10 protein-coding genes and 1 tRNA gene are annotated in these 23,886 nt (G+C 71.9%); 2 read left to right on the top strand and 9 right to left on the bottom strand.

Annotated elements, in window-relative coordinates; translation table 11 throughout:
* Window positions 1-5 precede the first annotated feature (5 nt).
* Entirely contained in the window at window positions 6-2,864 is a 2,859-nt protein-coding gene (locus tag Q0672_RS05045) for a transporter substrate-binding domain-containing protein (RefSeq protein WP_298620399.1), read from the bottom strand.
* Between the two features lie 250 nt (window positions 2,865-3,114).
* On the opposite strand from Q0672_RS05045, the gene Q0672_RS05040 reads away from it, so the two are divergent.
* Together Q0672_RS05040 and Q0672_RS05035 are read left to right on the top strand one after the other, a co-directional pair.
* Window positions 3,115-3,294 carry a hypothetical protein gene (locus Q0672_RS05040; RefSeq protein ID WP_284187665.1) on the top strand — a complete coding sequence of 60 codons (180 nt, stop codon included), beginning with the start codon at window positions 3,115-3,117 and terminating at the stop codon, window positions 3,292-3,294.
* Window positions 3,295-3,461: 167 nt separating this feature from the next.
* Window positions 3,462-3,538: transfer RNA gene (locus Q0672_RS05035), tRNA-Pro, on the top strand.
* A 76-nt stretch (window positions 3,539-3,614) separates the two neighbouring features.
* On the opposite strand, the gene Q0672_RS05030 is transcribed toward Q0672_RS05035, so the two are convergent.
* The 8 genes from Q0672_RS05030 to Q0672_RS04995 form a co-directional block, all read right to left on the bottom strand.
* Window positions 3,615-4,769 carry a hypothetical protein gene (locus Q0672_RS05030; protein WP_298620397.1) on the bottom strand — a complete coding sequence of 385 codons (1,155 nt, stop codon included), beginning with the start codon at window positions 4,767-4,769 and terminating at the stop codon, window positions 3,615-3,617.
* A gap of 17 nt (window positions 4,770-4,786) precedes the next feature.
* Window positions 4,787-10,444 (bottom strand): DUF4157 domain-containing protein, encoded by a 5,658-nt coding sequence (locus Q0672_RS05025; RefSeq protein ID WP_298620395.1) that lies wholly within the window; start codon window positions 10,442-10,444, stop codon window positions 4,787-4,789.
* Between the two features lie 3 nt (window positions 10,445-10,447).
* On the bottom strand, window positions 10,448-11,587 hold the full coding sequence (locus Q0672_RS05020) for a DUF4157 domain-containing protein (RefSeq protein WP_298620394.1): 1,140 nt from the start codon (window positions 11,585-11,587) through the stop codon (window positions 10,448-10,450).
* A 23-nt stretch (window positions 11,588-11,610) separates the two neighbouring features.
* Window positions 11,611-16,521 carry a polymorphic toxin type 4 domain-containing protein gene (locus tag Q0672_RS05015; protein WP_298620392.1) on the bottom strand — a complete coding sequence of 1,637 codons (4,911 nt, stop codon included), beginning with the start codon at window positions 16,519-16,521 and terminating at the stop codon, window positions 11,611-11,613.
* A 75-nt stretch (window positions 16,522-16,596) separates the two neighbouring features.
* The gene (locus tag Q0672_RS05010; RefSeq protein ID WP_298620390.1) at window positions 16,597-17,490 is read right to left on the bottom strand and encodes a hypothetical protein; all 894 of its coding nucleotides are present in this window, start codon (window positions 17,488-17,490) and stop codon (window positions 16,597-16,599) included.
* A complete protein-coding gene (locus tag Q0672_RS05005; RefSeq protein WP_298620387.1) occupies window positions 17,487-19,397 on the bottom strand; it encodes an ATP-binding protein in 1,911 nt (636 codons plus the stop codon). Before Q0672_RS05005 ends, Q0672_RS05010 begins: the two co-directional genes overlap by 4 nt.
* The gene (locus Q0672_RS05000) at window positions 19,394-20,932 is read right to left on the bottom strand and encodes a hypothetical protein (RefSeq protein WP_298620385.1); all 1,539 of its coding nucleotides are present in this window, start codon (window positions 20,930-20,932) and stop codon (window positions 19,394-19,396) included. The genes Q0672_RS05005 and Q0672_RS05000 overlap by 4 nt, the downstream gene beginning before the upstream one ends.
* Before the next feature lie 94 nt (window positions 20,933-21,026).
* Complete coding sequence (locus Q0672_RS04995; RefSeq protein WP_298620383.1) at window positions 21,027-23,876, bottom strand: hypothetical protein; 2,850 nt, start codon at window positions 23,874-23,876, stop codon at window positions 21,027-21,029.
* Window positions 23,877-23,886: the final 10 nt, after the last annotated feature.

Below are 23,886 nucleotides of genomic sequence, written 5' to 3'. Positions count from 1 at the left end.
CCGGGTCAGCCCAGCCAGCGTAAGAGCGTTTCGAAGAGGATTTCCGGCTCCACCGGCTTGGCGATGAAGTCGTTCATTCCGGCCTTGCTGCAGCGCTCCCGGTCTTCGTCGAAGGCGTTGGCGGTCATCGCGATGATGGGCGTGAGGCGGTGGGCGGGCAGGGCGCGGATGCGGGTAGTGGCCTCGAGGCCGCCCATTTCGGGCATCTGCATGTCCATCAGGATGGCGGCGTAGCCCGATTCAGACGCTTTGTCGAGGGCAACCCGGCCGTTTTCGGCCAGATCCACCACCAGCCCGGTTTCACTCAGTAGCTCCAACGCGACTTCCTGATTCACCAGATCGTCTTCGACTAGCAGGATGCGCGCGCCGGCGTGGCGGCTGCGGAGCCCGGCCTCGGCGCCGGAGGGCGCGAGGGCCAGATGTTTGACATGCCCGGTGCCGACCTCGAGATTGGCGGAGAACCAGAACAGGCTGCCCACACCCGGGGTGCTCTCCACGCCGGCGTCGCCGCCCATCAGCCGGGCCAGGCGCTGGGTGATGGCGAGGCCGAGCCCGGTGCCGCCGTACTTGCGGGTGGTGGAGGCGTCCACCTGCCGGAAGGGCTGGAAGAGGTCGGGCAGCTTGTCGGCGGGGATGCCGATGCCCGTGTCTTCCACCTCGAAGCGCACGTGCAGGCGGTCACCGTCGCGGGCTTCGAGCCGGCTGCGCAGGGTGATGGTGCCGCCGGTGGTGAACTTGACCGCGTTGCTGGCGAAGTTGAGCAGGCCCTGGCGCAGGCGGGTCGGGTCGCCCACCAGCTGGGGCGGCACGTCGTCGTAATCCACCCGCAGCTGCAGGCCCTTGGCCTCGGCCGATTCGGCGATCAGGGAGCGGACGTAATCGACGATCGAGCCCAGGTGGAAGGGCGTGTGTTCCAGCACCAGCTTGCCGGCCTCGATCTTCGAGATGTCGAGGATGTCGTTGATGATCGCCAGCAGGTGGTGGCCGGCGTCCTCGATCTTGTCGAGCCGGTCGGCCTGTTCGGGCAGCAGCTGGCCGCGCCGCAGGGCATGGGTGTAGCCGAGGATGGCGTTCATCGGCGTGCGGATCTCGTGGCTCATGTTGGCCAGGAAGGAGCTCTTGGCCACGTTGGCGGCGTCGGCGGCGTCCTTGGCCGCTTTGAGGGCTGCCTCGGCTTCGCGGATCAGGGTGATGTCGGTGAATGTGGCGACGAAGCCGCCGTCCAGCAGCTGGCCACCGATCAGCAGGTTGCGCACCTGGGCATCCTTGCTGGTGACCTGATATTCGATGCTGTCCAGCATGCCTCCGGCAGCGGCGGCCCGGTCGAGGGCGGCGTTCCAGGTCTCCTGAACCTGCCTGCGGTAGGCCGGGTTGGGGTATGCGCGCTGCCACCAGTCGGCAAGGGTGGGAATGTCGGACGGCTGGTAGCCGAACAGCTCGATGAAGCGCTGATTGATCGACTCGATGTGCTCGCCCTTGCAGTAGGCCAAGGCGACCGGCGCGGCGTTGAACAGGGCCTGGAAGTGGCGGGTGCTCTGGGCGATGAGCACCGATTCCTTGGCGGCGAGGAGGGCGCGCTCGGCGTCGCGGCGCTCGGTGATGTCCCGGGACAGGATCAGCACCCGCGGCTCGCCGCCTTCGGTGTGCTTGCGGGCGGCGGAAAGCTCGAACCAGTGGTCGCTGCCACCCAGGTCGAGCCGGATGGTGCGACCGTAGTCCTGGCCGTTGGCGGCCGCAGCCTGGATCGCCTCGACCACCGTGCAGGCCTCCGGGGCCGGCAGTACGGTCGAGACGTGCAGGCCGATGAGGTTGCTGCGCGAGGCCGCCAGCAGCTCGTCCTGGTTGCTGAACACGTTGAGGTAATGCCCGCCCGTGTCGAACTCGAAGAGCAGGTCGGGGATCGCCTGCAGGGTGGCGGCGAGGCTTTGCTCGGCCTCGCTGGCGGCGGCGTGGGCCTGCCGCAGTTCGTTCAGCGTGGCGTTGAGGGTTTGCGTCTTGCTGGCAACCTGACGCCGCAGGGTCATGTTCCAGACGATCAGGAGCAGGCCGATGCCGCCCGCCGCGATCAGCCCCCAGATGATGTAACGGCCGTAGCTGCCGAGATCCAGCGGTGTGCCGAACCACTTCTTGCGCAGGGCCGCGTCTTCGGCCGGGGTGATGGCGGCCATGCCCTTCTCGACGATCTGCAGCGTGGCGATGTTGCCCTTGCGGGTGGCCCGCCGGAACTGGCCCTGGTACAGGTCGAAGGCCTTGCGGAAGTCGGCCTGGGCTTGGGCCTTGTAGAGGTAGAAGTTGGCCGGAATCTCGTCGAGGCAGAACAGCTTGATCTCCTGGCGCTGGGCGGCGGCGATCAGTTCGGTGTAGTTGGGGTACTCGACGAGGGTGGTGATGCCGCTTGCGTTGAGCCGGTGGATGCACGCGTCGCCCGACTGAACGCCGATCTCGAAACCCTTGAGGGTGCTGACGCCGCTGATGCCGCCGATGGTGGTGTGGGTGTAGATCGCCACCGGCAGATCGGCGTAGGGCGAGGAGAACTCGTAGAGGGCTTCCCGCTGGGGCGTGCGGTAGATCATGTCGATCACGTCGGCGCGCCCGTCGGCGATCATCCGCTGGGCCTCGGCCCAGTTGGTGGTGGTGAGGTTCACGTCGATGCCGGTGCGCGACTGCCAAAGCTGCCACAGATCCACCAGATAGCCCTCGACCTTGCCGTCGGCGTTGCGGAAGAGGTAAGGCGGATAGTTGTCGTCGCTCACCACATGGAGCGAGCGCGGCGCGGCATCGGCCGCCAGCGCATTGCCGGCCAGCCAGGCCAGAACGACAGCGATAAACCTGAGGATGATCCGGCTGAGCGCTGAGACGGACATTTTTGCCTCGTCGGTCGGTGGAAGATGGTGCCGCCTCCGGCGACCGGGTTCGATGAGTCAGTGTTGCTGGGGATGGTATTGCACTAGCAGGGGTCGGGTGTCGAGTTTGTCACGATGGCGGCGGCGATGCGCGTTGTTGCAGTGCAAAACGTGCTTGCGATTGTCCTGGAATGGTGGCTAGAATTGCGTTGTGCGGTGCAGCATACTGTTTGCATCGCCGTGTTTCAGTCATCCAGAAGGAAGGTTCATCATGCCCCACACCCATGCCCATTCGAAGGCCGAGGCCTGCCACGATGCGCTGGAGGCTTTCGAGCGCGAACATCACCACGCCCCGGACGCCCACGAAAAAGCCCGTCTCCTGTCCGAAACCGTGAAGGAATGGGAACACGAGGAAGTCGAGGCAACCCACCCGGGCACCAAGCTGGCCTGATGGCCGGCACGGCAGGGTATCCCGCCGACTCGAAGAAATGTGTCGATCTTCTTGCACCTTCTGCAGAGTTCGTACATAATCGCGGTCTTTCCAGGGCGCCACAAGTAATAACGGCGTTACGCGAAATACCTTGAAGCCTTGCAGATGCATGGTAGTCAGGGTCGAGTCGGGGAATAGCTCAGCCTGGTAGAGCACTGCGTTCGGGACGCAGGGGCCGGAGGTTCGAATCCTCTTTCCCCGACCATAAATTCCCGTGAAAAAGCCACTCAGACGAGTGGCTTTTTCATTTTGTGCGTCCGGTTTGTGCCGGCCCGGCGGGCTCAGGGCAGCGCGAATCCCTTGCCCCAGGGCACGAGGGGCGGCAGGCCGGGCGCACCCAGCACCCGCAGCAGCCCGGTGGCCGGCAGCTGGCCGTCGATGACCCGGGCGTCCCCCAGCCATTTGTCTGCAAGGCCGGTCAATGTATCGGCCTGAGCGGTTAGCCCGGCCGCGTGGAGCTGCATCAGGGCCGGGGCGATGGCCCTCACGATGCGCTCGTCCCGATCGGCCAGACCTTCCGTGTTCTGCCATGCGCGCTGTAGCCATGTCACTTCGGGCGTGCGGGCCAGCGCCGTCACCAGATCGAGGCCGGTTTCCGGGTCGGTGGAATCGAGCAGGTGGGTGACGAGCGGGTGGGCGGCGGCGGGCAGTTCGAATCGCCAGCACAGGGCGGGCAGCCACACGGACACATCGGCTTCTTCGTCGGACGCGGCCACCAGCGCCACCGCGGCTGCCGGATCGGTGGCGAGCAGCCGGGCCAGCACGGCCACGGCGCCGACATACAGATCGCTCCGGGGGTAGGTTTCGGCGTAGCGCAGCAGCTGGGTGCGGGCGGATGCCGGATCGCGTCGGGCGAGAAAGCGCAGGTGGGCCGTGCGGAACTGCGGGTGACGGGCCAGGGCGTCGGGGGCATCTGCCAGCGGCTGCCACAGGGCTTCGGCCGCGGGGCAGGGCTGGCCGGCGTCCAGGCCGCGCAGGACGAGTTCGGCGATGGTGACGATGTCGGGCATCGACAGGGGCTGCCCGCGGGAAACATCCAGGCGCGCCAGCAGTTCGGCCGGTCGGCTGGTGCCAGCCAGCATCGCGCCGTTGAACCACGCGGCGGGATGGGCCAGCGCCACGTCGAGCAGGGCGTCGGCATGCCGGTGGCCGCCCAGGTGGCAGGCGTGGATGAGCAGCCGTTCCATGCCCGGGCGGGGCAGCCGGTCGTGGAGGAGCGCCGTGGCTTTTGCGGCGTCGTCGGCGACCAGGGCTGCCGCCAGCCGGGCGTGGGTGTGGGCCGGCTCCGGCAGCGGGGGCGTCACCTCGCCGTGCAGGCCGAGTACCCAGGCTGCGGTTTCCACGTCGATCACGGGCAGCGCGAACCCGGCCCGGGCCAGTTCGAGCATCTTCCAGGCGGCTGTGGTGGCGGGGTTGGGCGTGGCGGCTGGGTTCATGGGGCGACGAGGTGGGTTCAGGGTTGGCGGACGGGCGCGTTGTAGCGCGCCTCGTCTTCGGGGCGCAGGCGCTTGAAGTCAGTGTGCCGGATGGCGATGGGCTGCGGGCCGAAGGCTTTGACCGCGTCGGCGTTGATGGGCATCACGACGGTGTACATGGCCGGGCCGCCGAAGGTGCCGTTGGCGCCCCAGGTTGATTTGCCGGCCCCCGTCACCACAGGATTGAGGCTGGCGTCGTAGCTGGCCTCGGGGTAGGTGTCGAACAGGCCCGTGCTCAGGTAGCGGTAGGGGTTGGAGACCCCCGCGAACTGGCGCTCCATCGAGCGGTTCATGCGTGTGTAATCCATTGTCCGCGCCTCGTCGCTGCGAAGTTGCATCAGCAGGCGGCGTTGTTCGCCGAGCTGGTGCGCGGTCGAGGTGAGCCTGCTGCCCTGATCGGCCAGATCGCCCTGGCGCAGCGCGTTGATTTCCTCTTCGGAGAACGGGCGGGCCTGAGAGGTGCCCGGCGCGGCGTTACCGGCGTCGATGCGGGCGGCGAGCAGGGTGTCTTGCCGGGCACTCTGCTGCAGGACCAACGCATCGATTTCGGTGCGGAAGATCAGGCCATGGTGGGTCCGGCGTTGCTCCATGGCCAGGAAGGCCGCGTTCACCTCGGTGTCGATCTCGAAACGCAGATTGGCCGGTACGAAGGCCGGTGCCGGCGGGCCGATGTCGGGCGCGGGCGGTGGCTGGACCTGGGACGGCGCGCTGCGGGCCTGGGTTGCCGCGGCCTGGAGCGCGGCTTCGGCCATGCGCAGCTGGTTGAACAGGTCGGGGTGGGCGTTGTTGGCGTCTTCCGCCGCCCGGGTGAGTGCGGCGAGGTCGTTCCACAGCTCGCGCTTGCCAAGATTGGGGAGCTGACCGGCCGCTTCGTTGATCTTGGCGTCGTAGGCGGCGCGCACGGCCCGCAGGCGGGCGAGGGCGGCGGGTGGCGAGATGTCCGACAGGGTGGCCTGGACGGGTAGCTCGTGGCCCGAGGCGCTGGCGAGCGCCACCTGGAGATTCAGGTCGCGCCGCTCCCGCTTCTCCAGCAGATTCACGTAGCGGGCCCGGCCAGGGCTGCCTTCGGGCAGCATCGCGGTGCTGCGCGGGCCGCCGTGGGGGGCGAGGCGGTAGCGGGCGTTCTCAAGCGTCAGATGAACGCGTTCGAGGTGGGTGAACAGCTTGGCATGGTCGACCGGGGTGGTGTTGAGGAGCGACTCCACGGTGTCCAGCTCCTCGTCCAGGGTGGCCCACTGGGAGAGCCGGTCGATCTCGCCGGTGCCGGCCTGGCTCATGTCGAGCTTTGCGTCGATGGCCCGCCAGCGGGCGTCGAGGCTCTCGCGGTTCGGGTCGGGGTCGTTGCCCCGGGCTTCGGCGCGCAGGCGGGTGAATTCGGCGGCCTGCTGGTCGAGCACGGGCAGGCCGACCCAGGCGCCCCTGGCGTCGCCGTAGGCCGATTCGAACAGGCCGGTGAGTTCGGATTCCTTGGCGCTGAGATCGGCGCGCAGCTTGGCGGCGTCGCGCTGGGCCGCGGCGCGGAAGGCGCTCACGTCGGTCACGCCGAGCTGGCGCAGCTCTTCGTCGGTGCGTGCCTGCAGGCGGCGGTTGCCGATGAGGGCGCGGTAATCGCCCAGGACGCGGTTGATGTTCTGATTGACCTCGGTCACCGAGCCCGGCGGGTAGGATGCCCAGCGCTCGACGCGCTCGTCCAGCCCGAACAGGCGGAGGATCTTCTCGCCGGCCATGGTCACCGCAAGGCCGAGGCCCATCACCCCCGCCTTGATCAGCGGATGGCTGGGCATCTCGGCGCCGGCCACCATGATGCTCTGGCCGGCCATCATGCACAGCATGTTCACCGAGGCGTGGATGGCGGAGCTCGCCACCGCGGCGTTGCGTTCTTCGGCGCTCTGGTAGTCGGCCGTGGCGGCGGCGCCCACCTCGAACACCGCCAGCACCGCAAACTCCCAGGTGGCCACGCCGCCGCTGCCGGCGGCCGCCTGGCGCAGGCTGGCGGTGGCCATGCTCACGCCGATGTGCATGCCGTAGGCGGCGTGGGCGGTGTGCAGCAGGCGCTCGGGCACGCTGGCGTTGCCGTCCGGGCCACCGGCGACGGCGGTGACCGCCTCCTGCACCGAATGGATCACCATCATCGCGCCCATGGCCTGGCCGACGGCGTGGAAGCCGCGCACCGCCGCATCGGCGCCGGCCGGCGCAGTGCCGCCCATGCGGATGAACTCGGTGCGGGTGATGCGGCCCTGGGCGTCGCGGCCGGTCATCACGTCGGTGTGGGCCTGGGCCTTGAGGGTATTGACGATGCCTTCCACGCGGGCCAGCTCGCCCCCGATCGTGGCCCGCTGGCCTTCGGCGGCGCTGCCCTGCCACTGCTGCAGCTGGTCGCGCAGGGCCATCGCCCGGGCGAGCACGTCCACCCGCCGGTCGGCCGGCACCTGGCCGGATTCCAGCGCCCGGGTCAGGTCGGCCAGTTCGCGGTACTGGCGGCCGAGGGCGTCCCGCTGGGCGGGCGGCAGGGCTTCGGCGGCGGTGGCCAGATCCCGGGGCATGGCCGCGAAGGCGGTGGGCAGGCTGATGGCCCGGCCGTGGTCGAGGGCCAGTTGCAGCCGCGCCTGGACCGCGGGATTGAGGGCCGCCTCGGCCGGCTGCACCTGGGCCAGGTCGGTCAGGATGTCGGTGGCGCTGCGTCCGCCGGGCGACATGCGGCTGCGGAATGCGGCCCGGTTGGTGGCAGAGGTCTGGTCGCGGCCGCCGGGGTTGGGCGCACGGGCATCCAGCAGATCGGCTGCCGCTACGCCACGCAGCTCGGCCAGCAGGGTTTCGATGCGGGTGATGTCGGCCTGCAGGGCTGTCTGGAGCTGGGCGGATGTCTGGCCCGGTTGCTCCAGCGCCTGGGCGGCGAACTCCGGGCTCTCGCCGACGGTGCGCAGGGCTTCGCGCAGCAGGTTGAGCCGGCGATAGGCAGCCTGCAGCTGGGGATCGGCGTTGAAGACCTGGATGCCGGTGCCGCTGGCCCCGGGCGCCGGGGCGTTGAGGCCGCGGTTGCTGTCGAGGGTGGCGGTGTCGGTGCTGTTGGTGCCGGTCGGCGCACCGGCAAAGACGACCCGCACGCCCTGGCGCTGGAGGTAGTCGAGCAGCGCGCCCTCCGAGCCCGTGCGGGTGGACGGGCCGTCGAAGGCGAAGCCCTCGCGGCTCTGGATCAGCAGGGTGAGCTCGCCGTTGCGCTGCAGGGTCTGCTCCAGCAGCAGGTTCATGCCCTCGATGTCGCCCGGCGTGCGCCCGGCGGCGCTGCTCAGGTGATGGCCGAGCCCCGACACGACCCGCACATTGCGCATCGCGTCGGCAAAGCCGGTGGCGCCCATGCCGTCGCGCAGGCCGGTGATGTCCTCGCCCCGGAAGTCGGCGAACACCGCGTGGCGGGTGGGCGAACTCTCGTTGCCATGCACGTACAGGAAGCCCGCGCTGTCCTCCATCGGCGAGGGCACCGAGCGGCGGGCGCCGGTCGCCCGGGCGGTGTAGGCAGCGTCGAGATCCTGGTGGGCCGAGGCCCGGGCGTACACGTCGATCTGGCCCGCGCCGGTGCCGACCCGGGTGTGCTGGACCCCGCTGCCGCCCACGGCGATGGTCGGGTTCCAGCCGGCGCCGTAGCCCAGCCCCATCAGCACCGGGTCGGTGGTGGTGGTGAGTTCCCGCAGCGTGCCGGCCTGGCGCCAGCCGCTGGAGGTGACCAGATCGGCAGCCCGGATGTTGTGGGCCTTGATGAGCTCGACCAGCTGGCGGGTGTGGTCATCGTGGACATGGGTCAGCAGGATCTGCTGGATGTTGGTGACGCCCAGCTGGGTCTGCATCTGCGCCACGGCGGCCATGGTGATGGCCCGCGGCCCGCCGGCGTCGATGAGGATCGACAGGCCGATGCCGAGCCGTGCCTGGGTGAGCCCTTCCTTGCCCACCGCCGGCAGGGCCAGCCAGGGTGTGACGGCCCGCGGGCTGGCGGGGGCGAGCCCCTGGGGGCCAGCGGCGTGAAGCCCCGGAACCGGGTCGTGGAGCGGCGCGGCGGCTGGCCGCAGTACGAAGCCGGCGGCGGGGAAGGTGGTGATCCGCCCGCCGCCATAGACGATCATCTGGCCCGGAGTCGGGTCGGGCTCCCAGGCCGAATCGGTGAGGTCCAGTGCGCCGCTGGCGTCGGCGGCAGGTGGGCTGCGGGTTTCGGAGGCCTCGTCGAGCACGGCGCTGGCGGCGCTACCGCTGTTGCGGGCGATGCCCACTGTGGTGCCGCCGAGCACCGGATCGGCGGCCAGCACCGACTGCACGTAGGCCGCCCAGCGCTGGTCGCGCACGTCCTGGGTTGGCGCCAGGGGCTGGGTGCGTTCCCAGTCGCTGCGCTGCGCCTGCAGCTGGTCCCGCAGCGCGCCTGCGTACCAGCTGCGGTAGCCCTGCTGGGCGGCCAGCACGGCGTTGATGCTGCCGTCGGTCTCCTGGCCGGCCGTGCCGCGGATCGACAGAATCCCGACGCTGCCGGCCAGATGGGGCAGCAGGTGGCCCGACGGGGCGCCCGGGGCGAGCACCGCTTCGGAGATCGGTGTGCTGCCCACCAGGCCCACCAGCCGGTCGGCCACGGCCTCGCCGAGGGCCGGGGCGTCGGCGGGCGACAGGCACTGCATGCCGGCGTCGAGCAGCACCGTGCCGCCACTGGTGTTGATCAGCACCACCGTGCCGGCGGCGGCCGTCTCGGTGTTGGCGGTGACGGTCAGCACGTGCTCGCCGCGTTGCTCGATCACCTGGATCGGCCCGCTGGCCGTGAAGGCCGGGGCCAGCGGGTCGATGACCCGCGGCGCCACCGGCCCGGCGGAGGTCATCGGTGGCTGGGACTGGGCCTCCACCCAGGTTTCGAACACGGCGCTTGCGGGCGTGAGGAACACCTGCAGCCGCTGGGTGGACAGCACGTGCCGGTCGAGCGTCACGTGATGCACCGTCGGCGCGCCGGTGAGGTTGGGGCCCTCGACCTTCACCGAGATGCTCATGTTCGACGGCGCCTCGACGTTGGCCAGGGCCGGGTCGAGGACGAAGGTGCCCACGCGGGGCTCGCACACCGGGCCGCTGGTGGCGTCGTCCGGATTGCGGCGTACACCGCCGTGGCCCAGCACGATGTGGCTCACCTCGTGGGCGAGGAGGCGTTCGCCCGCCGGGGTGTCGGGCGCCGGGGCCCTGGCGCCGAGGACGATGGACGGGCCGGCGGCAAAGGCGCGGGCCTGGATGTCCCGGGCGGCGGTTGCGGCGGGTTGGCCGGTGTGCAGCCGCACCGGCGAGAGATCGGTGCCCAGGCGGCGTTCGAAGCGGTCGCGCAGGCCGGCCGGCAGCGGCACGCCGGGCTGGGCGAGGGCCTTGCCCACCGAGCCCGGCGCTGCAGTCGGGCCGGGGCCGGTGGCGCTGCGCCGGATCTGGTTTGCCGCCGCCGCGCAGGCGGGGCATGGCTTCGGGCCGGCTGCGCAAGCGGGGCAGTCGAGCTTTACCGGCGCCGATGTGCCCACCAGGGTTTCGGCGAGGTGGTCTGCCGCTGCTTCTTCGGGCGCATGGGCCGCGCCCACCCGCGAATTGGCGTCTTTACCGTGCTTCGGCTCAACCGCGGCGTGGGTTGCCGGCATGGCCTACTTCTTCACGTCTCCACCCAGCGCAGCGCGGATCGGGGCGGGCACGAAGGGCGCCTTGAGCAGGTCGATGGTCACGAACACGCCGGTGCCGGCGGGCGTGGCGCCCGCGCCGGCGGGGGCTGGCAGGGATTTCATGACCGTCGAGGTCTGGCCGTCGAGGCCGGTGACGGTGGGCTTCCAGTCGAGCCCGACGCCGCTGCCGGCCTGCAGCGACACCCCCGGCATCACCCCCCAGGTGGCCTTGGCCGAGCTGAGGCTGACGCCGCCGGAGGGGTCGAGGCTCCAGCCCAGGTCGAGGCTGAGGGTCATGGGCGGCATCCACGACAGCTTCTGGTGGGCGAGGCCGAGCAGGTCGTCGCCCGAGAACGAGGCCTTGAGCTGCGTGGGCCCGCCCGGGGTGGCCGGGAGGATGTAGCGGAAGTCGGTGAGGGTGGAATAGGGGATCAGCCCCAGCGGGGCGACGAGGTTTACATCCGACAGCAGCTTGCGCCCGGCCGGGTCGGCCAGCCCGGCGCCCAGGGCGAGGCCGTAGGTGCCGGCCCCAAAACCGGCCACGCCGACCTTTTCGCCGGTGCCGAGGGCGTTCCACTGGCCGAGGGCGTAACGTTTGGCCGGGTCGAGGAGGGTCTGCTTGACGCCTTCGTTCTCCTTCGCCTGTTCGACGACCGTCTTGACGCCTTCGGTCAGCACCTCGGCGGCCTTGTCGCCGTCTTCGGGCTTGGCGGCTTCCTCAAGCTGGATGGCCGGCTGGCGGCGCGCGCCTTGCTCCAGCACATGGCCCAGCTCGTGGCCCAGCAGGCGACGGCCCTCGTGGGTGCCGGGCTGCCAGCGGCCGGGGGCGAAGCCGATGTCACGGCCGGCGGCAAAGGCGTTGGCGCCCAGCTCGACGGCGGCGGTGGCATCGGGATGCACGCGCACGTCGGCGAGCCTCGCGCCCAGGCGGTTCTCGAAGTAGCGGCGTTCGGCCCGCGGCAGCGGCTGGCCCGGGCCGAGGCCCAGGCTGGCGGGGGCCGGATCGCGGGCGGCGCGGCTGGCGGGAGAGGGGCGCTCGCCCCGGGCAACCCGGTCGGCCCGATGTTCGGCGGGCTTGTCGCGGGTGATGAGCGGCATTTTTTGCCGTTTTGTGGGGTTTTCCATGGTCAAGTCTCCGCCACGGTAGGTCATTCAAAGGGTCGCCAGACGGCGATCACCGGCTCGCCGCCCGGGCCGGGCCGCACGGTGAGGCGCTGGAAGCGCAGGTCGTTGGGGTCGCGCCGGCGGATGATCCAGCCGCCGTCGCTGCTTCTGACGCGGGTGTAGCCCGGCGGGAGCACTGCCGTCGCCACCGGCGTGTCGATGAGGGGTTCGACGCTGGCCCAGTTTTCGGCGTGCACGATGGGCGCCGTGCCGCCCCCGGCCCGCATGGCAAAGCGGGTGCGCAGCCGTGCGGGCACGTCCACCAGGTCGAAGTAGTTCGACAGGTCGGGGCTCTCGGTGATGTTGGCGAGCCCGTGCTCCACCGCAAAGGGGGCGTTGCGGCCCACCGTGATCCGGTATTCGAAGAGGAACTCGGGCGAGCCGCCGCCCCGCGACACCGATACGCGGTAGCGCACCTCGGCGAGCCGCGAAGTGCCCCAGTGGGCCTGGGTGAGGGTGGACAGGTGGAAGCGTTCGCCCCCGCGGGCGGCATCCCGGAAACCGCGCAACAGCTCCTCGATCCCGTTGTTCTGGATGATCTGGTTCACCTCGGCCGGCGCCATCAGGATGCCGAAGGGGCTCTCGAAGCCGGTGCCCTGGCCGAGGGTGTGGGCGCGCTCCATGCCGGCCACTTCCGGCCGGCCGTGCTCGCCGGCGCTGAGGAATTCCAGCTCGGTTTCGCGCCGGCCAACGCCCCGGCGGACCACCGTGTCGTGGCGGGTGAAGCCGTTTTCGCGCCACACCCGGGTACCGTCCGGGAAGGTGTACACAACGCCCTCGGGCAGCGGGGCGATGGTGCCGTCCAGGTTGCGCGGCAGCTCGGAGATGTCGTTGAAGCGCCGCACCCGGTAATCGAAAGGCGGCTCGGACGACACGCGGGTGGACCCCCGGAAGCTCACCTCCGGCTCGACCCTGCCGCCGCGGCCACCCTCGCCGGCGATCACGCCCTCGGGCACGCCCCAGCCGGTGAGCCGCGCCTGGATGGCGTCGGCAGCGGTCTGCAGGTTGGCGATCTCCTGCCGCAGCCGGTTGGCGGTGTCGCTGCCCGGCGCCAGGCCCGACATGGCGTGCTCGCGGGCCTCGATCATCCGGGCGTGCTTCTGGAGTTCGAGGATCACCTCTTCCTCGTTGGACAGGGTGCCACCCCGTGCCCACGCTCGCACCCGCTCCAGCATGCCGCGCAGGTTGCCGGTCTCGTCGCCCCAGCGGCGCAGGGCCTGCACGGTTTCCTGGTGGATGCTCACGTCGCCCAGGCGGGTGCCCGGCCCGACCCACAGCTCGAGCCGCTGCACGCCGTCGAGCCCCATCGCGTAGCGGACCTCGGCGGTGCCCGGGGCCAGCCCGCCACCCACCATCACGTTGTCGAGCCCGAGCCGCTGGGCGATGCCCGGATCGTCCACCGGCACGCCCATCTCGGCGGCGGTGCGTACCACCAGTTCGCGCCGGGCTCGGAAGGCGGCGATCAGGTCGCCCGCGCGGCCCTCGGGCACCACGTCGAACTGGCGGAGCAGCGCAGCGGCGGATTCGTCCTCGCCGGCCAGGGCCAGCCGCCGGGCGTGGAAGAGCCCCTCCAGCTGCGCCTCGGACCAGCCCTCCATCGTGTGGGCATGCCCCAGCGCGATGGAGTCGAAGGCGCCGATCACCTCCCGCACCGCATCCTGGCCGTGGAGGCGGGTGATCCGTTGCCAGGCGGCGCTGGCGCCCTGGAAGAGCGCCCCGCCAACCAGGCCGCCCACCGCACCGAAAGCGGCACCGCGGGTGAGTGCGGCCATCAGCGCCGCGATGGCGGCGGCCACGCCCCGGTCCCAGGTGGCTTCGTCCACTGCGGTCTGGAAGAGCTCGCCCGCCGCGCCGCCGATGGCCCCGTCGATGATGCTTTCGGCGATCGCTGCGCCGGCCCCGCCGGTGGCCCGACGGACGGCGGTGCCACCCGCCAGCCGCGCCGCTTCGCCCGCCGCGTGGCCGGCGGTGGCGCCATGCACGGCCCGCGCGGCGAGTGCCGAGCCGACCACCGAGACGGCGCCTTCCACTGCGCCGGTGGACACATCGGTGAGGATCTCGGCGTCGGTGGAGCGGCCGCGGATCACCGCGCCGGTGAGGCCGGCCGTTGCGCCACCGGCGAAGGCGGCCAGCGCGACGACCGCTGCCGGCCCCATGCTGCCGCCGCTGGCCGCCGACACCACCACCGTCGCGGCGACGGCCGCCACCAGCTGTGCGGCGGTTGAGGCGAAGGCGCGATTGGCCGGGGCGAAGGCGTCCAGTGCGGCCATCGTGCGGTAGTACAGATCGGCCAGCTGGGCTAGCTCGGCCCGGCCGATGCCGCGCAGGCGCACCTGGTCGAAATACACCCGGAAGCGCGCGGCGTTCTCGTCCACGTTGGGCCCGGCCCAGCTCAGGGTGTCGGTGGTCGCCCGGGAGCCGGTGGTGCGAATGGCCGCGAGCCGTTCTTCCAGCCGGTAGTGCATGAAGTCGGCCTCGACCGCCGGGTCCTGCCCCGTGGCGCCGCTGAGGTCGGGTTCGCCAAAGGCCACGGTCTCGAAGGCGAGGCGCAGGTCGTGGTCGCGCTCGCCGATCTGCTCGGCGGCGACCACTGCGGCATCGTAGCGTTCGGCCAGCGCGCGTTCGGTTTCGCTGACGGACTGGTTGGGGTTGGCCTGCAGCTGACGGCGGATCACCATGCCCCGGCGCAGCTCGGCCTGGGCGGCCGGTGTGCGCATCACCAGCTCGATGAAGGCGCGCGGGTCTTCGATGCGCTGGGTGATCCGTCCGCCGCGCACCACCAGCTCCACCGCGTCGCCGCGCATCAGGGCTTCGGCTTCGCCGGCCAGCCCGCGCCGCAGGCGTGAGGCGTCGAGGCGCTCGCGCATTGTGCCCCGCTCCAGGCTGCGCAGCAGCTCGACCAGCGGCGGCGTTGGCGGGCGGGGATGGGCGTCGGCGGGCGGTGCCGGCGGATGCTCGACGAGCTGGGCCAGGGCCGCGCGGCGGGGTTCGGCCATCCGCGACAGGGCGATCCAGACGCGGCTCTGGTTGCCGGCCCGCCACGCGCTTTCGATGTCGTTGGCGTCGAGGAGGGCCTGCTGGCTGATCAGGAACGCGCTGCCGGTCAGGTCGGGGTGCCCCTCGTAGAGCGCCGCCAGCAGCAGCGCCTCGCGGGCGGGGCTGGGGTTGATGCCGAGGATCTGGGTGAGCTTGGCCTGGTACCAGGGGGAGTGGGTGAGCTCGAGCCGGGCCCGCACCGGCACGCGACGGATGAAGGTGATGAGTTCGTCGAAGGTGCTGACCTGATTGATGAGGAACTCGGCCGAGCGTTCCGGCGGAACGCCGAGGGCTTCGAGGGTGGCGGCGCCGGTTTCGTGGGATGCGAAGTACATCGCCTGCACCAGCGTGCGCTCGTGGAAGCGGGCCTGCAGAGCGGCCAGCTCGGCTTCACGCCGGGTGCGCTCCTCGCTGGACGCAGGGGGCAGGGCGGCGAGGCGTTCGCGGGCGCGGTTGATGAGTTCGCTGGCGCGGGTGGCGGCGTTCTCGAGCATGGCCGGCGAGACATCGCTCGTGCGGTTGCCGGCTTCGCGCATGGCGCGTTCCAGGGCGCGGGCGTCGTCGCTGTCGGCGGCGATGGCACGCAGCTGGGCCATGTCGGCGCCCATGTTGGGCCAGCTGCCGCCGGCCAGCCGGGGCGCGAGGGCGGCCCGCTGGGGGCCGTTGAGGTCGGCGATGGCGAGGAAGGCGTCGCCGGGACGGTCGGCCGATTCGGCGGCGGCGATGCGCGAATAGGCCACCGCCACCCGCTGCGCGGAGACGGCGTCCGGACGGGCTGCGGCGGTGCCCGGGGGCGGCGCCGGGCGCGTGGCCCGGGCGCGCTCGGCCTTGTCGAGCAGCAGCTGGGTGGCCCGAAAGGCGTCTTCCGCGGCGAGGGCATCGTTCAAGGCCCGCTGTACGTCGGCCCAGGTGGCGGAGGCCGGGCGGGGCGCGGGCGGGCTGGCCGGGGTGGAGAGGGGGGCGGGCGCGGCGGCGGCTGGGGTTCCGTTGGCCTCTTCGATCATGCGCAGCACGTCGTCGTCGGGCCAGCGCCGCAGGGTGTCGAGGATGCCTGCCTGATCGCGCACGAGGATGCCGGTGCGGGTTTGCAGGTTCTCGGCCAGGGTGAGCTGGTTGCCCAGGTAGCCGCGCGCTTCGCCCCAGCTGGTGTCGCCGAAGCAGCGGTCGAGATCGCGGAAGAAGTCGGGGCCGTAGCTGGCGCGCAGCTGGGCCATGTCGGCGGGAGCGGCGTTGGCCCGCAGGATGGCCAGCACCCGGGTGGTGGAGACGCCGTTGTCGCCCTCGGGGTGGAGCGCTGCGCGCAGGGCCGTGGCGTCGGGCGGCGGGGCGTCGTAGAGCCAAGTCTGGGGAGCGCGGCCGAGGGGACGGATGGGTTGCCCGAGTTGGGCGCGGGCGGCGAGGCCGTGGGCTTCGGCTTCGAGCTGGGCGCGCCCGTCCACTGCGCCGCTGGCGCCACGCCGGGCCTGCAGGGCGTGGATGGTCTCGTGGGCGAGCAGGCGCCGGGAGGGGCGGGTGTCGGCAAACTCGAGGCGCGACCCGCGGGTGGCGGCCAGCGCGTCCGGTCGTCCGCCAGGCGCGGGGACGCCCAGCGCCACGTCAAGATGGCCTAGATCCGCGCCGACGAGGCTTTCGAGCTCGCTGCGCCGGGGAAGCGACGCCCCGGTGCCCAGACGGCGCTGGAAATAGGCCGGTGCGTCTGCTGGCGGTGGGGGCTGGGCGGCCGCAGGCGCACGGGCGGGCGCCGCAGCTGGCGCCCGGTCGACCGTAGCGGGAGGCGCAGGGCTGGGCGGCGTGGCGTGTTTTTCCTGCCGGGCGGAGGCCGGGCGGGCTGGGGGCGCGGGTGCGAGGGCGCGGCTCATGGCGATGCGTCGGCGCGGGCGCGACGGCGTCCGGCGTGGTGGCGCCGGACGGTGGTGGCGGTGCCGCGGCGGGCGTCAGGGGCCCGGGGCGGGCGGCGGGTTGAGCACGGCATCCACGGCGGCGGTGACCACGGCATCCCGGGTGGCGAGCTTGGCGGTCATCTCGGCGCGCTTGCGGGCCAGGGCGAGCTGGCCCTGGATCACCGCCACCTGGGCGGCGAGGAGATCGGCAGCGGCCGAGAGCTGGGCGTCGCGGGCGGTGTTCCAGTCGGTCTGCAGCTTGGTGGCGGCGGCGCCGGCGGCTGCGGCGGTGAGCCGGGCCCGGGCAGCCTGGTAATCCACATACGCGAGGATTGCGCCGGGTTTGTTGCCGGCGGTGGCCAGCCTGGCAGCGGCTTCGCGCTGGATGAGGGCCTTGGAGAGATCGTCGGCGATGATGGCCGAGGACGATTCGGCGGCCGCGAGGGCGGCTTCGGCCAGGGCTTCCTTGTCTTCGTAATCCTGCAGCTTGGCTTCGAGGGTGACGAGGGCGGCGGCCAGATCGCTGATGGCGGTGTCGTCCAGCGCGGCGATGGCGGTGTCCACCGTGCTCACGGCGGTCTTGTAGTCGGCCCCGTCGAGCTTGGTGGCCGGGGTGACGCCGGCGGCGGTGGCCACCGCGGCGCGCAGGGCGGTGGCGGAGGCGTCGGCCAGGGGCGGGGTGGCGCCGTCGCTGCGGGCCTTTTCGGCTTCGGAGAGGGTGGCTGCCCGGGCCGCGAGGGCGGCGGCGAGGGTGTCGTCGCGGGCGAGGATCTGCCCGCGCAGGCCCTCGGCCTGGGCGGTGGCGGCCTCGATGGCGGCCACCGCGTCCCAGGCGGCGTCCGCGGACTGGGCCTGGGAGGCGCCGCTGGCGGCGGCGGTGGCGGCTTCGGCCTGCCAGGTGGAGAGCTTGGCCCTGGCCTGGCTCAGGGTGGTGGCGATGTCGGTCATGAAAAGGCTCCCTGCCGGCGCGGGAACGGCCGGCCCAGTTTGCTGAACTCTTCGGCCACGGCGGCGTCGATCATGCCGTCCGTGACCACCGTGCCGCCGTCGGCGGCCATGAAGGCTGCCGACAGGGCAGCATTGCGAATCTCGCCGCCGGTGAGCTCGAAGCGCTCGGCCAGCTGCTCGATCGAAATCTCGGGCGCGAGGTGCGCCAGGGGAAGCTGCCCGCGCCAGATGGCCATGCGCTCGGCCACGCCGGGGCGGGGAAAATGCACCACCTGATCGAAGCGGCGCAGGAAGGCGTCGTCCACGCCCTGCATGAGGTTGGTGGCGAGGATCGCGCAGCCCTCGAAGGATTCGAGCCGCTGCAGGAGGTAGTTCACCTCGATGTTGGCGTAGCGGTCGTGGGCGTCCTGCACGTTGGTGCGGCGGCCGAAGAGGGCGTCGGCCTCGTCGAAGAACAGCAGTGCGGCGTAGCCCTCGGCGGCGGCGAACAGTTCGGAGAGGTTCTTCTCGGTCTCGCCGATGTACTTGGAGACCACCAGCGACAGATCCACCGACAGCATGGGCAGGTGCAGCCGCGTGGCGATGGCTTCGGCGGCGAGGGTCTTGCCGGTGCCGGATTCGCCGTACAGCAGGCCGATCACCGAATGGCCGCGCGCGCCGCGGGCCATCTGCCAGCGCAACTGCACGCCCACCCGGCGGCGCACCCGGCGGATCAGGTCTTCGAGGCGGTCGCGGGTCTGGGGCGGCAGCACGACCCGGTGCCAGGGGACCTCGGGCGTCGACCGGGTGGCGAGGCGCAGGGCCCGGGGCGGCGTCATCCGGGCGAGTTCGGCCAGGGCGTCGGGCACGCTGGCGCCCGGCGGCAGGGCGGCGGCGACGAGGGCCGGGGCTTCGTCGTCGATCCAGTTGCGGCCGGCCAGCTCGTCGGCGTCGGCGCGGTTGCAGCCGAGGGCGCGCTGCCAGCATTCGGAGAGTTCGAGGGGGTCGCTGCCGCCTACGTCCACGCGCCGCAGGTGGGCGCCGGGGCCGCGCAGGCAGAAGCTGGCCGGGGCGATTACCGGCACCGGCGGCACGCGCACGGGGGCGGTGAGCTGGCCGGCGTCGGTGCGCAGGGCAACCCGGGCGCCGGTGGCGAGGCGCAGCAGGTGGGCCTCGGCCCAGGGCGGCGGGGCGGCTTCGTCGGGGGCGTCGAGCACCAGCGCGGCCTGGGGCATGGCCGCCACGGCGAGGGCTTCCTCGGCCCGGTCGGGCTGGCCGGTGAGATGCAGGCACACGCCCGGAGTCTCGGTGATCTGCAGGGCGGCCCGGTCGATGCTGGCGGCGGGGCGGGCGGGCGCGGTGAGCAGGCGCACCTGCCAGCCGGCGCCGGCTTCGGCGGGGGGCAGGCCATCGAGGCCGGCGAGGAGGGTCTCGGTGGGGTCGAGGCGGCGCTCGAGCAGCGGGCGCTGGGTTTCGTCCGGGCGGATCAGCCCGCTGTTCCAGAGGGGCGAGGCGCGCAGGGCGTGGCGCACCGCGGCAGGGTCGACGTTGTCGCCGAAGAGCAGCTTGAGGGCGAGGCCCACCGTAAGCCGGCGCTGGCCGCCGGCGAGGGTGGTGATGGTGGCGGCGGCGTCTTCGTCGAAGCAGGGCAGAACGGCGAAGGCGAGCAGATCCAGATCGAAGCCGGAGAGCTGGCATCCGGTGGCGATGCGGGCCAGGGGCGTGGCGTCGGGCGCGGCCTCGAGGGTGGCGAAGAGGATGTCGTTGCCGCTGGCGATGCTGTCGGCCAGCTGCTGGGGCGTGTCGGTGGCGAGATGCGCCGAGGCGATCCGGATGAGGCCGGCGTCGTCGGGCCGGCGCAGCAACATGCGGCCGGCGGCGAGGGCCAGCCAGAGGTCGGTGAGGTCGGGGCTGCGGGGGCCGGTCATGCGGGGTCTCCGAAGCGGAAGCGGATCGTGCGGCCGAGCCAGGGCAGCCAGCCCGGGTCCTGATCCCAGCCGGCGCGGCGCAGGGCCAGGTCGATGCCAGCCAGCGGCCAGGCGAGTTCGGCCTCCCAGGGGCTGACGCGCAGCTGGCCGGGGCGCAGCAGCAGGCTGGCGAGGCGGCTGTCGGCGGCGGTGGGGAAGGCGGCGGGCGTTGTGCCGAACACCTGACGCAGGCCGCCGGGCGCGGGGGTGATGTCGCCGGGGATGGCGTCGATGAGGGCGTCGAGGAGGCGCTCGGCGGCGGCGGGATCGCCCACGGGGATCAGCGCGATGCGCTCGCGCCAGTCGCATTCCGGGGCGAACACCGCGAGGAGTACGCGCTCGCGTTCCTGGGCCACGGCCCGCTCGCCCGGGGGCAGCGGCGCCAGCACCCGGCGCAGGGCGGTGAGGGCCAGATCGACCAGGGCCGGGCCGAGGTTCTCGGCCGCAGGCAGCAGGCCCAGGCGCACCAGCGGGCGCAGGAGCAGGAGCAGGCCGGCGGCGCAGACCGGGTGGGTGAGGGTGGCGGGTTCTTCTGCCGGGCTGCCGGATTGCGCGGATGCGGGGGCTGGCGACGGGGCGGCAGGAGTCGGCGCCCCGGGAACGCTCGTGGGTGGCGTGGCGGGCTGCGCTGCGGCGCGGGTGATCGTCTGCAGCAGCACCGCGGCGGTCTGGCGGGTAGCGGAGGGGTGTTCGGTGAGCAGCAGGGCGAGGAGCCACGGGGCGCGCTGGGCCGGGTTGCTGGCGATGGAAAGGCGCAGGTTGTGGCTGGCGAGGCGGTCGAGGCGGGCCTGGAGATGCGGCAGGGTGCCGGCTTCCGGCGTGGGCGTCGGCGGCGTGGCGGGTGAGTCGGCGCCGGGGCCGGTGCGTGTTGCCTGGGGCGTGTCGGGGCGGGCGAAGTGACCGAGGAGGGCGCGGACGAGGCCCGTGGCTTGGTCGGCCGAGAGCAGGCTGGCTACGGGGGCGTCGCTGCGGGCCAGGGCGGCCATGGCGGCCAGCGCCCGGGCCGGGTTGCGGGCGAGCCAGCGGTGGAGGATAGCGACGGGCGCGAGGGGGTCGGGGCTGTCGTCGTCACCGGCAAGATCAAGCGCCCACCAGGCGTCGGGCTGGCCGGCGGCGCGGCGTTCCAGGTGGCGGTGTTCGGCGGCCCAGGCGTCCGCAAACCATGCGGCGGGGGCGTCTTCGTCCGCGTCGCCGGGCGGGATGGTGGCGAGGAGTCGGGCGAGGCCGGCCTCGAAGGCGGCGGCCCAGCCGGCGGCGAGTTCGCTGGCGGGCACGTCGGCCGACACCTTGAGCTGCAGGTCGAGCTTGTGAACGGCGACGACGGCCCCGGCAGGCAGCCGGGCACGGGCCAAGGCCCGCTCGCCGGCGCCGTCGAGGGCGCGGGCGAGTTGCCGGTCGGCGAGCTGGCGCACCTGCCCGGCGAGCGCCTGGGCGTGCTCCGCATCGCTGCTGCGGATGCGGGTGGACAGCAGGCCGATGTCGAGGTCGTCGGACATCAAACAAGCCTCCGGTCACTGCGCGACCACCTCCCCGGGGGAGGATGCGCGCCCCCGTCGGGCGGCCGGGCGAGTGCGCACATTGGCCGTGCCATCAGGTGCGCTTCACCAGTTTGAGGAAGCTGGCCTGGCCGCCGGTGATGCGCAGGAGATTGGCGGTCTGGTCGAGCACCGGGCGGTTGGCGCTGGAGGCGGCGGTTTCGGTCTGGAGCTTTTCGATCACCGCCTCGGCGGGCTTGCCAGCCTGGATCTCGGCTTCCACCTTGACCGCCAGATCGGCGGGCACGCCCTTGGCGAGGGCTTCGGCCCCGGCCACCGCGGCGGCCCGGTCGGCCTGGAAGGCACTGCGGAACTTCTCGTAGCTCTCGGCGCCGAGGAGCTGCTCGGCTTCTTCCGGGGTCTTGGCGAGCACTTCCTTGACGGTGAGCTGGGTGTCGCTGCCGCGCACGTAGTCGGCCACCTTGCGGCTTTCGAGGCCGGCGCGCAGGTCGGCGTAGATGGGCCGGGCACCGGTGTCGGCAAAGTTGGCGGGGCCGTCCTGCACCAGATCGTCGGCCAGGGTGCGGGTGACCTCGGTGGTGCGCTTTACCGAGAGCTTGTTGACCACCGCGAGCGTCTGGGTGGGCTGCACGGCGGCGAGCACCTGGACGAGCTGGTAATCCGGGTATTCGGCGGCGTAGGTGTCAGCCACCTGACCGACGGCGATGCGCTTGCGTTCGGCGGGGTCGGCGACGGTGTTCTCGAGGGCCGCCTCGGTCGTCTGCACCTGGGCCAGGAAGGCTTGGTTGCGGGTGGTGACGGCAAGGCCCGAGCTGCTCATGTCGGCGGCCTGGACCAGATTGGCCTGCACGTCGGGCTGAGCCATCAGGGCTTCGACGATGGCGCGCTTCTCGGCGGGCTGGCGCAGATACTGGGCGCGCAGCTCTTCGGTGGTGAGGGCCTTCTGCTGGCCGCTTCGGGTGAAGCCCCGGACTTCCTGCAGGAAGGTGATCAGGAACTGCAGCACTTCGAGCAGGTAGAACAGGGCGTCGAGGAGCACCAGCCGTTGCTTGACGTACACCACGAAGTGCCGGGGCAGCATGTCGAGGCCGATGCGCGAGATGAGCCCGGCCATGGCTTCGGCGGTGTCGTTGATGGTGCCGAGCTGACCGAGGGCGTTGCCGGCGGTGAGGAGGGGATTGACGCCCCAGCGCTCGGCCTGATTGAGCGCGTCTTCCGGCAGCCGGCCGATCAGCGGGTGCTGGCGGGTGAGGCCCTGGAGGGGCACGACCAGCTTGACGATCTCGGTGCGGCGATTGACCAGATCGTCGAGTCCCATCATCTCGAAGAGGTTGCCGAGGATGCGGAAGTAGCCGGGCAGCGCCACGGCTTCGGTCTGCTGCTTGAGGCCCCCCTGGAACAGGGACGCCTGGTGGGTGCTGTAGTGGGTGTTGGCGCCGGTGCCGCCGGTGCCTCCACCCGTGCCGCCGCCGGGTACGGTGGTGCCGCCTGTGGTGTCGTCAAGGCGGCGGGAGAGCTGGATCGGGTCCTTGTCGAAGACGTTGTTGAGGTCTTCGAGGATGTCGTCGTCGTGGAGGGCGACGACCGCGTAGGGGATCACCCGGGTCGTGCGGAAATAGCTCTCGCCCTGCTTGATGGCGCTCTTGACCAGCGGCGAGACCAGCCAGCGGCTGCCCTGGGCGGCCGCGAGCATCTTGTCGATGGTGTCGAAGCCGGTGTCGAACTCGCCGTCGGCAGCCCGTGGCTGGATCGGCAGGAAGCCGATCGGCGGGATGTGGCGGAAGCCTCGGGTGAAGAGGTTGTTACCGTCCGGGTCCACCGGGCGCTGGGCGATGCTTTCGGCCAGCATGCACTGGAACTGGTGGATGCGCGCCCAGGCGGCGGCCCGGGGTGGGGCGCCGAAGCGGGTGCGGTGCCAGTCGTCGGCCTGGCTGTTGCTGATGGTGCGGCGGGGGATCCACTGGTCGAGGAACAGGATGCTGCCATCCTCGCCCAGGTAGACCATTGCCAGGGGCACGGCGCTGGTGTCGTGGCGGCCCACGCCGGTATCGGCGTTGAAGGTGGCGTCGGTGCCGAAGCGCGGGTCCCAGCGCTTCCAGAGCGGGTGCTCGAAGACGTCGAAGTAGTAGGCCGAAAGGGTGCCGCGCAGATCCCAGGCGGACTGCAGATCCTGCCGGAAAGGCGTATCCACCGGGAAGCGCACCAGCGACAGGCCGAAACCACAGCGCCAGGTGTCGGCCTTGCAGTTGGCTGCGGCCGCGCCGCCGCAGATTTCGCCCATCACCTTGGCGCCGCCGGATTCGCTCTCGCTGGCCTGGATGATCAGCAGGTAGGGGCCGGAGGGCAGGCCGGCGCTGCCGCCAGTGGGGCCGGCAGGGTCGGGCGCGAGGCAGACGCAGGGGGTGAAGTCGTTGCCGCCGCCGATCACCTTCTGGGGCGTCTTGCGGTAGGCCCCCAGAAGCTGCTCGATGGTGAAGACGAAGAAGGGCTGCGAGACGACGATGGGGCGTCCGATGGCGTCGAAGGCGAGGCCCGGGGCGAGCACGATCTCGGCCGTCGGCGAGACGCCGCCGACGCGGGATTCGGAATCGATGCCGGTCTGGTTGAGGCCGTCGGCGCTCAGGCCCAGGCCCCAGGCGATGCCGGGCATCATGGCCTGGGCGTTGAGGCGGGCGCGGGCGTCAAAGTAGACGTCCTGCCGCGACAGGGCTTCGGCGGTGAGGTAGCGGCCGTTGAACCAGTTGGTGCGGCGCAGGGTGTTGTTGCCCCGTACATCGCCGGTGGGGCCGGTGGCAAAGCCGTTGTCGCTGCTCGTGCCGGCGTAGCCCTTGAGGAAATCGGCGATGGAGGCTTCGTCGGCGGCGCTGAGGGCCTCGTTACGGGCGACCTTGGCGATCATCGTCAAGAGGCCGGCGTCCATGTTCTTCCACTTTTTCGTGCTCATCTCGGCCTCC

Source organism: uncultured Zoogloea sp. (genome assembly GCF_937894855.1).
GTDB lineage: Bacteria > Pseudomonadota > Gammaproteobacteria > Burkholderiales > Rhodocyclaceae > Zoogloea > Zoogloea oryzae.
The sequence above is the reverse complement of the archived record's forward strand: the minus strand, read 5'-3'. Positions and strand labels throughout refer to the sequence as shown.